We start from the raw sequence: 8,571 nt of genomic DNA on the forward strand, positions 1-8,571 counted from the left end.
TATTAATAGCTGAATTGGGGTTGGTCTCATTTTTATTGATCAATCCCAATTTTAATAATAGCTTAAATCAAATCTTATGATGTCCTTATTAAAAAAAATTGTCATACGTAAAGCTGATGTAGATGTCGGACTTCTAGTTTTTCGAATACTTGCGGCAGGTGCTTTGCTCAAAGCGCATGGCTTACCAAAGCTTTTAGACATTCAAGCTTCTATAGCACACATCCCAGACCCCTTAGGTTTCGGAGGCACATTTTCTACCTATTACGCCATCTTCACCAACGTGATTTGCGCTTTATGTGTAGCTTTTGGCTTTTTAACACGATTTGCTGCTTTTTTCATCATTACACTCACATTATCAGGTTTGCTTTTAATCCACTTACATGACCCTGCTAATATCCAAGACACACCCATTATTTACTCTATAGTATTCGGTTTTATAGCCTATATGGGCGCTGGTAAGTACAGTTTAGATCACAAATTTTTTAAATAAGTTATGATAACGCAACACCAATGACTTAATCAATTTTTTGTCATTGCTAATTTTAATTGCTTTTCAAATTTTAATGATCAGATGAAACCACAACTTCTATATATTATTTTAGCAGTCCTAGCAGGATCTGTTTTGCCCTTACAAGCCGGCCTCAATGTACAACTAGGGAAATCTGTCCATCAACCCATTTTTGCAGCATTTGCTTCTTTCTTAATTGGAACCATAGGTTTGCTAATCTATCTTTTTATATTAAAATTCGATTTTTCAACCATAGTGCAAACCAAAACTGTATCGCCTGTTGTCTGGATTGCTGGACTATTGGGTGCTTTTTATGTTGCAGCTGTAATTATCCTTGCACCCAAACTGGGCACCGCATTAACATTTGTATTGGTAGTTGCAGGACAAATGACGGTTTCGTTGGTTCTAGATCATTACGGTTTGTTAGGCCTGCCAGTGAAACAAATTAACTGGCAACGCTTGCTTGGTGTGGCTTTTTTGGTGGTTGGTGTTTTGCTGATACGGAAATTTTAAGACTATGAAAAGCTGGACATTCTTTTTAGGTTTATTTTATATTGGCACGCTATATCAGCCATTGTCAGCACAAACAACTACACCTCCTGATGCAAACATTCTGGAATTTAAACTTCTTCGTCAAAACGACAGCATCGCCATTACTGAACCAAAAGATTTCTATCAACGCATAAAATCAAGCCCATTAAAGTCAGCTAATTCATTAAGTTTTGGCGGCAGCTACCGTTTTCAAACAGAAGCGTTTATTAATGAACAGTTTGACAAAACTAAAAACCAGTCCGATGCTTGGTATTTACACCGCGGCATGTTGCACGCCCATTTAAAATTGGGCAACAACTTTGAAATTTTTTCTGAGCTGAATTCTAGCACCGTGTTGAGCAAACAAAATATAGCTCCAGTAGATAAGGACATACTGAACATCAACCAGCTTTTTGCACGCTATTATTTTAATGACCATCTCAACCTGCTCATTGGCCGTCAGAATATGCGATACGGAATTGGGAGATTAATAGATGTGCGCGAAGGCCCAAACGTCCGACTCTCCTTTGATATGGCGCAATTGCAATATAAAAACCAAATTTCAACTGTAACTGGATTTTATGCCATCCCGGTACAACAAAAAGAAGGCGTTTTTGACAATGAGGCCTTTGAAACTGACGAAACCCTTACTGCACTGTATTGGACACAACATTGGACAGCACAGACCAATACAGATCTTAACATTCTTCACAAAGACGAAGCAAACAAAACGTGGAATGCTGGTACCGCATCTGACCAAAGAACATCCATAGGGCTGCGACATTTTGGAACTTGGAACGGCCTCACCTACAACAACGAATTTGTATATCAGTTAGGCACTTTTGGCGATGAAAACATAAGTGCATGGACTGTTTCCTTTAATGTGGAAAAGGAATTTAACCCATCTCACCCTATTACGCTTGGCCTTAAAACGGAAGCCATTAGTGGCGACGCTGATGCAAATGACAACACTCTAAACACTTTTGATGCCCTTTATCCTAGAGGGGCTTATTTTGGCCGTGTGGCACGTTTTGGGCCATCAAATCTCATCGATGTACATCCGTATGTTAAAAGCGCTCTTGGCAAGGTGAGTATTGAGATGGACTATGTAGCCTTCTGGCGATTTTCTACCGATGACGGACTCTACAATCCGGCCTTATTATTAGAGTATCCTTCTGTTAACAACGAGCGTTTTATCGCCAATCAAATAGGTGCCATTGTGGGGTATGAAGTTAATAAATTTATAACTTTTGAACTGGAATCTAACGTTATTTTTCCTGGCGCCTTCTTAAAACAGAGCCACCAAGGAGATACCTTATATCATTTTGTGTTTACAACGGAATTTAAATTCTAGAACACAAAAGCATGAAAATCACAACAAAAAAGAAACAAACCCTAAAGCTTCGTAATAAATGCCTAATTATGAAGTTAGACACCAACAAAAAGTCCATCATACAATCGGCTGAAAGTTGTTGTCTGACTTAGCTTAATTTTGCAAGTAGGCGAGAATATCTAATTAGCTATTGTTAAGGTTTTATGTAGCTGTATAAGGCATGATTTAATTCTAAAGCGCTAAAATTTGCTTGGAAAAACATCTACTTTTGGCTTATATAAGCATCAATAACCGAACACACCCATAAAAAAGTTCAATAACATGCTGATCACAATTTTAACCATCGAATAATTGTAAAGAAATGAATAAAAAGATTTTAAATATCGCCATGATGGCATCAATTTTAATAGTAAGCTTTAAAGAAGAATCTAAGCAAACAGACAGCAAAATCCAAACTATGGAACAAACATCCACAACTTCTGAGGACTTGATTAAAATTTCAAAGGTAGATGCTGACGATAATTCTCTAGATATGACTTTTGATAATGTAAGAGGGGTTGCCACCATTAAATTTAATGGCGATACGGCGCAACTTACGAGTCAAAAACCAGCCTCCGGAATTTGGTATAAAAATGACGTATACGAATTAAGAGGTAAGGGCAACGACCTGACCTTAATCAAAAACGGAAAAGTAGTTTTTGAACATAAAGATTTGAAAACTTCAGTGACTTCCAAAAATGAAAACGGCGATGTATTGACGCTAAGCTTTAACATTACGGAAGGCACAGCTAAGGCGTATTTAAATGGCGGCGATCAAATTGATTTAGTAGCCCAAAAAGCCGCTTCCGGTTTTTGGTATTCCAATGATCAGTATGAATTAAGAGGCCAAGGAAATGACCTTCAATTAACCAAAGACGATGTTGTTGTGTTTGAACATAAGGACCAAAAAGTTGTCATTGAAGCAAAGGGTAGCAACGGCGACATCCTTAACATGACTTTTAACAATACGGATGGTACGTTACAAGCTTTTCTTAATGGTGGCGACCAAATCGATTTAGTGGCCCAAAAAGCCGCTTCGGGCATTTGGTACAAAAATGACTATTATGAATTAAGAGGTAAAGGCGATAGCTATGAATTGACTAAAGACGGCAAAACAGTATTTAAAAATTAACATGGTATGATGCAAAGGTTAACCATTTAGAACAGCCTTTAGACTATAACACCTAGCTTGATAAATTTAGAAAATGCGCAACAACGGATTGTACTCACAATCCGTTTTGTTGTTTATACAAGCAATGTTACAACACCATTTAAAGTCGATAAAAATGAATCGATTGTTGAATATATCCAGAAATAAATTAGTTAGATTAACCACCTAAATTACGCTATCCCATTAAATTTTTAATTCATATAATCTTGCCATTGAATCAGGATGTACTTCTCTACCCCATGTTCTAATCTTCTCAAAAATCCATATTCATAGACAAACAGATACACATCGCCCTTTCCATTTTTCCAATAATGGGTAAAAAATCGAGCGTCAAATCCTTTAGCCTTCAACACACTAGTTCTTACAGTAACCTTTCCACCTTTATTATAATCCTTTAACAGTTTTCGATTGAGACGGAGTTGATTATCAACCTTGTTATAAAACCGTTCCGGTTGGGCCCTGGTTTGTTGGTATTGATAGGCACTCTTGCATTGGGGGTCACAAAATTTCTTATCGGATCTACCAAACACTTCCTTTTTACAATACAAACATGATTTTTGAAGCCGCTCCATATTAAATGAATATTATACGCATCCTATTCGGTTAAGATACGTTTAAATCATTCATATCCACTAACTTGGTTAAAAAAAAATCATGACTCACAAAAGTATCACGTTAAAGCACTTACTCATCGACCAGAAAAAGTGCATCGGACTCCAATATAGCACTAATAAAGTGCTTCAAGCTCTTGTAGACAGTTTACCAAATTGCACTTGGAGTACGGAATACGGCATGTTCTACCTCCCTAACACAAAACACAATCTCGAATTGATTTTTAAGACATTTCATGGTGTAGCTTGGGTAAATGGCAATTATTTCTTTTCAGAAAAAGTCATTAACCAAGACAATCCAGAACTTAATTTAGAGCGCTATAGAAAAAGATTGCCAAAAAAAGGGTTCAAACCTTGTCCTGAAGAATATCTTTTGAAATTGGAACTGAAAAGGTATTCAGATAATACGGTAAAAAATTACGTATCTTGTTTTGAGGCTTTTATCAATCATTATTATGATGAAGATCCTATCACGCTTAATGAATTTGATGTTAGAAAGTATCTGCAGAAGCTAATTCAAGAAAAAAAATCAAACTCCTATATCAATCTATCCATCAACAGCATTAAATTTTACTACGAAATTGTACACGGTATGCCCAATAGGTTTTACAGTATAGAAAGACCTCGTAAGGTAAAGCAGCTGCCCAATGTATTGTCTAAAGAGGAAATAGTAAACATCATTAACAGCACCAACAACATCAAGCACAAATGTATTGTGAGCTTATTGTATTCCTCTGGACTGAGAAGAAGTGAATTACTTAATTTATTGGTCACAGATATTGACAGCAAAAGGATGGTTGTAAAAATTAATAATGCAAAGGGAAACAAAGATCGCATATCTATTTTAAGTCCCAGTATATTAAAAGATTTACAGAGCTATTACAAGGCATATAGACCAAAAACCTATCTTTTTGAAGGAAGGCCTGGCACACCTTACAGTGCTTCCAGTGTTCTAAGTCTTTTAACGGCGGCCACAGAAAAAGCAGGCATTGTGAAAAAAGTAACACCTCATATGTTACGGCACAGTTTTGCGACACATTTACTAGAAAATGGCACTGACATCAGACACATTCAATTGCTGTTAGGCCACAGTTCAACGAAAACTACCGAAATTTACACGCATGTTGCCAACAGATCGTTCATGGAAATTAAAGATTTACTATCTTAGCGATATAGCGCGTATATAGTTAATAGTCTATACCCTATTGTTGGCACACATATAAAAAAAACACGTTTTCAGATTGAAAAATAAGGTAATTTTACTGTTTCTACTACTAATTTCATTTAGCGGATTTACTCAAAATCTGACTGAAAAAGAATTTGTGATTCTGACTTTTGAAATGGACAGAAATAAAGATTCTCACGGAACTTTTATTTACTATTGGGTTGCGGAATTAGAAAGATATGAAAAGGTAGATGAATATAAAGAACCCAAAATCTATTCTTTTTTTTTACACGAATTTTATGGTAGTGACCAATTGGAATCTTGTTGTTTAGGAAAAGTGTCTTATCCCTACACTATGACAACCGGAACGGAATTTAATTTCCCTGACAATTACAGCGAATACCTAACTGAATTACGTGAATTGGTGAAAAAGAATAGACAAAAAATTCAAGTAGTCAAAAAAGAATGGAAAGACGGTTATAAGGAAAAAGTAACTGTTTATGCAACACCTGTTCGAGGAAAATTATGTGATTGTGAATTTGGTGGAGACCGATTTTTGACAAAAGGCGATCGAATTAGTTTTCCAAAAGGAAATTATCAAATAATAAAAGACTATTTGACTAAAGAAAAGCGGATTCTACTCTATAAAGACTTTTCCGATTTTGACTATTCAAACACCGATTATAGAACTGGAAAATGAAAAAAATACGTGTGCCAACACCGTGTAAAATTAATTGCTTGGTGCAAGCCTACTTACGAAAATCCTCGCGGATTTTCTATTCGGTTTGTATTTGCTAAATTAGGTGCTTAAACCACGCAACTAATCTTACACAAACACGTTGTGCTTCATTATCAGAAACCGCTAACCAATGATAAAATTCTTTAGAAAAATACGTTACGACCTTATGGAGAAAAACAAAACTGTGAAGTATTTTAAATATGCTATTGGAGAGATTATACTTGTTGTTATTGGTATTCTAATTGCTCTTCAGATTAATAACTGGAATGAAAACAAAAGTAATTTAAAAGAGTCTAATGAGTTTGTTGCACGACTAAAAGCCGAAGTAAAAAGCAATATAGGTTTTACAAAAGTGGAAATTGAAAAAAAAGAAAGCCAGAGGAGAAGTTCGTTGGCTATTTTAAAAATGTTTGGAGAAGATATTACTAAACTTTCTTCCAAGACATTGGACAGCTTAATCAATATATCTATGGCAAACGGCAACATGGAGTTTAAAAACGGAACCTTAAATGAAGGACTGAATACTGGAAAGGTCGCACTTATTAAATCGGATTCCTTAAAGACACTTTTATACGGTTTGCCATCTCTAGTCGAAGAAGTTAGAAGTGGAGAAAAATACATGAACGAAGACCTTAACGAATATTTTTATCCGTTTATATATGAGCATATCAGTTTCAGACAGATGGACTATGAACACACTGCGAATGGAGAACTAATCGGACCTTCAAAATTTAGCAGTCACAACAATTTAAATGTGCTGAATATTTTAAAGTTTGAGAGTTTAGTAGATAATATATTCTATAACTCTAATGTACAGATTGACAACTACCAAAGACTTAAAACTGAATTAGAAAACCTCTATGAATTAATCGAGGAATATGACTAGAATAACGAAAGCACAACAATGTATAACCGCAATTACGGCGGATTCGACTACGTCCGAATCCACTCGGAATTGCTAAAGTCTGTGCTAAACCGAAAATTAACGCATATTAACCCGTAACTGACGGTTATACGAGACCGTTGGCAACAATTCCCGATCGCAGTTGAAAACCCAAAGAATTTGGAGTATTTAAAAGCTCATTTCTCACCAAAATTCCGTGCATTTCTCCAGCTGACTTCCCACTCATACGTTAAATAAAAACTATACCGACTTTAGCCAGATTGCGGATTGACAAGGTTTACGGATTAAAAAAACTAGGATTTTTTGCCAGTTTACTGCCCGCGATTTTTTTTTTGATTTTTAGGCCAGATAAAACGAAAAACAACTGTTGCCAACAATGTGTATAAAAAATGCTTACTTTAGTTCCTAACCAATGGCTGTGCTTGTTTGCTAGCGTCCGATTTTCCTGCGGAAAATCCGCGCATACAAACACGCACTTTTCATACACGTAAACGTTGTAAGTAATGCCGAAAAACCCAGAAACCAAGTGAATAAAACAATATTTGAAATTACCAAAATGGATTGTCCTTCAGAGGAAAATCTTATCCGAATGAAATTGGACGGAATTCCAAGCATTGCGAATTTGGACTTTGATATTCCGAATCGAAAATTGACCGTTTTTCACAGCGGAGAAATTGACCAAATCGAAAAGTCCGTTATCGAATTGAATTTAGGCGGAAAGAAAATCTCGACTGAACAAACCGACCAAACGGAATTTAAAGAAAACGAAAATCAGAAAAAACTACTTTGGTCTGTACTTGCCATAAATTTTGCTTTTTTCATTATTGAAATGACAACAGGAATTATCTCAAAATCTATGGGACTTGTTGCCGATAGTTTAGATATGCTTGCGGACAGTTTTGTGTACGGAATTAGTTTGTTTGCGGTTGGCGGAACAGTAATAAAGAAAAAACGGATTGCCAAACTTGCTGGATATTTTCAAATAATACTTGCGATTATTGGATTTGTAGAAGTCTTGAGAAGATTTTTCGGAAACGAGAAACTTCCCGATTTTTCAACAATGATTATAGTTTCGATTTTTGCACTTATTGCAAACGGAATTTGTCTTTATATTTTGCAAAAGTCAAAGAGCAAAGAAGAAGTACATATGAAAGCAAGTATGATTTTTACTTCGAATGACGTGATTATCAATTTGGGAGTAATTATTGCAGGAATTTTAGTGCATTATTTGAGTTCTAATAAACCTGATTTGATTATCGGAACAATTGTTTTTGCATTGGTAATTCAAGGAGCATTTCGGATTTTGAAATTAAGTAAGTGAACTAAAAAAGCACTACTTACAACAACGTGTATAATTAATGGCTGGTTCTCGCCTACTTACGAAAATCCTCGCGGATTTTCTATTCGGTTTTTATTTGCTAAATTAGGTGCTTAAACACGCCACTAATCATACACAAAACCGTTGGCGGTAATTTGGTACGATATACAAACATCCTTTACAGAGTTATAGAAACATCGTTTACACTTTTTAACTTGCAATTTGAACCAAAACTCAGATTGCTATGCCTTG

General features: G+C 35.7%; 9 protein-coding genes. 8 read left to right on the plus strand and 1 reads right to left on the minus strand.

Translation table 11 applies throughout. The features are described 5' to 3' along the window. Positions 1-76 precede the first annotated feature (76 nt). The 4 genes from BXY82_RS14660 to BXY82_RS14675 all read left to right on the plus strand — a co-directional run bounded on the left by BXY82_RS14660 (position 77) and on the right by BXY82_RS14675 (position 3,543). Positions 77-490: a DoxX family protein gene (locus BXY82_RS14660; RefSeq protein WP_133758986.1), complete on the plus strand. Its 414-nt coding sequence runs from the start codon at positions 77-79 to the stop codon at positions 488-490. Positions 491-571: 81 nt separating this feature from the next. Next, on the plus strand, positions 572-1,021 hold the full coding sequence (locus tag BXY82_RS14665; protein ID WP_133758987.1) for a DMT family transporter: 450 nt from the start codon (positions 572-574) through the stop codon (positions 1,019-1,021). A gap of 4 nt (positions 1,022-1,025) precedes the next feature. After that, entirely contained in the window at positions 1,026-2,393 is a 1,368-nt protein-coding gene (locus BXY82_RS14670; protein ID WP_133758988.1) for a porin, read from the plus strand. Positions 2,394-2,733: 340 nt separating this feature from the next. After that, entirely contained in the window at positions 2,734-3,543 is an 810-nt protein-coding gene (locus BXY82_RS14675) for an MliC family protein (protein ID WP_133758989.1), read from the plus strand. Positions 3,544-3,773: 230 nt separating this feature from the next. Here BXY82_RS14675 and BXY82_RS14680 read toward each other — a convergent pair whose 3' ends face one another. After that, a complete protein-coding gene (locus BXY82_RS14680) occupies positions 3,774-4,154 on the minus strand; it encodes a hypothetical protein (protein WP_133758990.1) in 381 nt (126 codons plus the stop codon). A gap of 82 nt (positions 4,155-4,236) precedes the next feature. Here BXY82_RS14680 and xerA point away from each other — a divergent pair, with 82 nt between their 5' ends. The 4 genes from xerA (at position 4,237) to BXY82_RS14700 (ending at position 8,322) form a co-directional block, all read left to right on the plus strand. Then, a complete protein-coding gene (xerA, locus tag BXY82_RS14685; protein WP_133758991.1) occupies positions 4,237-5,361 on the plus strand; it encodes a site-specific tyrosine recombinase/integron integrase in 1,125 nt (374 codons plus the stop codon). A gap of 73 nt (positions 5,362-5,434) precedes the next feature. Continuing rightward, complete coding sequence (locus BXY82_RS14690) at positions 5,435-6,058, plus strand: hypothetical protein (RefSeq protein ID WP_133758992.1); 624 nt, start codon at positions 5,435-5,437, stop codon at positions 6,056-6,058. Positions 6,059-6,227: 169 nt separating this feature from the next. Then, positions 6,228-6,983: a DUF6090 family protein gene (locus tag BXY82_RS14695; RefSeq protein ID WP_133758993.1), complete on the plus strand. Its 756-nt coding sequence runs from the start codon at positions 6,228-6,230 to the stop codon at positions 6,981-6,983. A gap of 544 nt (positions 6,984-7,527) precedes the next feature. Then, positions 7,528-8,322: a cation transporter gene (locus BXY82_RS14700; protein WP_166643311.1), complete on the plus strand. Its 795-nt coding sequence runs from the start codon at positions 7,528-7,530 to the stop codon at positions 8,320-8,322. Positions 8,323-8,571: the final 249 nt, after the last annotated feature.

Origin of the sequence: Gelidibacter sediminis (assembly GCF_004364975.1) — a bacterium.
GTDB lineage: Bacteria > Bacteroidota > Bacteroidia > Flavobacteriales > Flavobacteriaceae > Gelidibacter > Gelidibacter sediminis.